The following is a 2,886-nucleotide window of genomic DNA, read 5'->3' as shown; positions in this document are numbered from 1 at the left end:
GTCCTTTTTGGACGGGCGGGACGCCCATCCCACAATAACAATTAAAATTGTAAGTTATTTAATTCGCGATCCTTAGTAGATGGCGGTGAACTTTCTCCCCAGGACGACTCGCCAAAGTCCGCTGTTAGATTTAAGTTTCTTGCTAATCGCTAGAATCTACACCGAAAAGAACGAATATTTTAACTCTCTGAGTTGTGTTCCGTCATCCATTTTTGGTAAGTATCCTCAAGTTGCTTGTCTTCGAGAACGAGTTCTAGGCGGACTTTGACGCAACCGTGACGGGGTTGAGAGGCGATCGAATTTAAGATTTTGCTAGCTTTCTGCACAGAGGTAAATTCAGCCTTAACTGTCGGTTCTTGGCGATCGCTCTTAATCTCCGTCAAATCTATACCGGTGATGTTTCCCTCGCCTAAATCTATTTCTGCCAACACCTTCGGATCGTCGCCGACTTGTTCGACAATCAGCTTTTCCCACTGGATAGGTACTTGTACCATCCGAGTTTCAATTTCTTTACGTACTATGACTTCGCCGACTTTGCGCTTGCTGCGATTGATCACCAATCGTTCTTCTAGCAGGCGAATTACTTCTTGATCGACAATATCCAAGTTTTCCTCATCCCGATCTGTCTCCCAATTTGCATCTGTGCGATCGGCATCTGTTAGATTTGACATAACTGTTGAGGGATTTGTTAATTCACGGTTGCTAAATTCATTATCCGGTTCCGAGGCATTTTCTAAATACGGATGCTCGCCATTTGCCGAAACTACGGGCAGCAGATCGACTTGCTCCGAATTAATAGTTACAAACAGCGCTTTTTGGTGATAATCCACTTTCTTGAGCAGCTTAACACTTAATAAAAAAATGCGGGAGTTTTCGCTGCCTAGCCCGGTCACGACAAAGTTTAACTGACCGTTAGCATCAAAATAGACATCTTTAACTTTGCCGACCAAGTGACCTTGGTTGTCTTTGACGGTAAAACTTTTTAGCTTAGTTCTGACTTTTTCAGGCACCCGGTTGAGACGGGTTATTGATTTGGCAGTTGCTATTTTTTCTGCTGATGCTTGACCGTTCATTTTTTAAACTTTCCTGCTTAGGGATTTTTATTATGAATTGGTAAGGGGAAATTGGTAAAGGCGGGGAAAGTGCATAAACGTTGCCAAAACTAGACAAGTTTTGTACCCCCCCCGCCAATCACATAGGAATTGCACGATCGCCACCAATTCAATCAAACCTGCGCGGTGACAGAATTATGTCATTAAGGCGCAATTCCTATGCAATAGCTGTTGCGGTTGGTTTAGATCTTTTTATTTTTATTATCTACAACCGCAGTGCCATCAGTCTTAACGTCTAATTCTTCACGACGCAAGGTTTCTTCGCCCTCAACCGTGCTGCGAACAACTTCTTTTCTGACGTTGACTTCTTCCCGGACGAAAGCTTCCTTGTGAATGTCGGCCGTTTCTTCGTAGACTTCCATGCGTGCAACTTCCCCTGATTGGAAGTCAGCCTCACCGACTGAAACTACTCGACCCGCTTCTACCGGGGTTACTCGATCGATTACAACTCGTTCTTTTTCAATGGGTACTGAAGCTCGCGCTGTTTCAGTTTCCACGCGCTTGCCAACTGCTACTTCGCCTGTTTTTGCGCGGTGTTTGTTAGCAATCAAGCGTTCTTCATAAAGCTTGAGATTTTGGTGCTGCTGTTCGTTGGTTTCGTAGAGGGGGCGATCCATATCGTAGCTGTAGCTGCTGCGATCGTAGCTAGCAGGAGTTGCAGTGCGGGCAGTGGCAGTTTCTTGATTGCGGTAGACGCCTCTTACCTGTTCTTCGCGATCGTAATCTAATGGTTCTAATTCATTGTAAGCCGGCAATTGTTCTGCTTGAGATTTGCTACGAAGGCCTGTTGCGTAGACCCGATGGGCTCCGTAGTCAAAGCGAGCCGAACCGATTGGCAACAATACTTTTTTGCCAAAAATCCAAATACCGGTATCAATTACCAGATAGCGGAAACGACCACTGTCATCAACCAAAGCGTCATAAACCGTGCCTACTTTTTCATCCGAGTCGCCAGCATAAACATCAAATCCCTTGATGTCGTCTCCAGCAAATATTTCTTCCTGATAATTAGGATAAAAGTCTGCTAATTTTTGAAGTGCCATGTGTTTTTTCCTCTTTGCTCTACTTAATTTAATAGTAGAAATTAATTCGCTAACTTCCCTCTCCCTAAAGTCAGAAGTGTATCATTTAGGTTGTTTAATACTATAGGAATACTACGGCATCTATTATTCTGTGCTAGCGCGCTCAGCTATTTTAAAGATTGTAAAACTCTACAATCGTCAATTGTATAACAATTATTAAAACTCAAAGGCAACCGTAGGGACACGGCATTGCTGTGTCCTACTCCCCCTGCTGGACACTCCTTTGTGCTGTGTCTACTGTTAATAATTGTTAACTAGGTAGTGACAAATCAACATTACATAGTAGTACACAAATCTCAAAGCCCCTCATCTTGTAGGAGAGGGCAGGGCTGTTTTATTCTCACGGAAATCATGGTTTTGTAGGGGTAGCGCCCCCGTGCCTACCCCCTCCACGGACGTGGGGAAATCATGGTTTTGTAGGGGTAGCGCCCCCGTGCCTACCCCCTCCACGGACGTGGGGAAATCATGGTTTTGTAGGGGTAGCGCCCCCGTGCCTACCCCCTCCACGGACGTGGGGAATCGGTGTTTCAAATATCGGGGCAACCACGGGGGGTTTGCCCCTACGGATAATGAAACAGCCGTGTAGGAGAGGGGCTTCAGGAAAGCTAGAAATTTTAATACCAATTTTATATGAAGTTGCATAGAATAAAGATAGTGTTTAGAGGGCATCAGTGATGACACGCCAACTGATT

At 44.9% G+C, this 2,886-nt stretch carries 2 protein-coding genes; both read right to left on the bottom strand.

Annotated features, from left to right (window positions below; all coding sequences use genetic code 11):
- Positions 1 to 179: 179 nt before the first annotated feature.
- Positions 180 to 1,073, bottom strand: a complete 894-nt coding sequence (locus QUB20_RS28290) for a DUF2382 domain-containing protein (RefSeq protein ID WP_333251467.1) — start codon at positions 1,071 to 1,073, stop codon at positions 180 to 182.
- A gap of 221 nt (positions 1,074 to 1,294) precedes the next feature.
- On the bottom strand, positions 1,295 to 2,155 hold the full coding sequence (locus QUB20_RS28285) for a DUF2382 domain-containing protein (RefSeq protein WP_333251469.1): 861 nt from the start codon (positions 2,153 to 2,155) through the stop codon (positions 1,295 to 1,297).
- Between the last annotated feature and the right edge of the window lie 731 nt (positions 2,156 to 2,886).

The sequence above is a fragment of the Microcoleus sp. B4-C2 genome, from assembly GCF_036705265.1.
In the GTDB taxonomy this organism is placed as follows: Bacteria; Cyanobacteriota; Cyanobacteriia; order Cyanobacteriales; family Microcoleaceae; genus Microcoleus.
This window is presented reverse-complemented; position numbering and strand designations above follow the sequence as displayed.

Coding starts and splice junctions, on each gene's coding strand:
- QUB20_RS28290 (WP_333251467.1), bottom strand. CDS start 1,073: ATGAACGGTCAAGCATCAGCAGAAAAAATAGCAACTGCCAAATCAATA.
- QUB20_RS28285 (WP_333251469.1), bottom strand. CDS start 2,155: ATGGCACTTCAAAAATTAGCAGACTTTTATCCTAATTATCAGGAAGAA.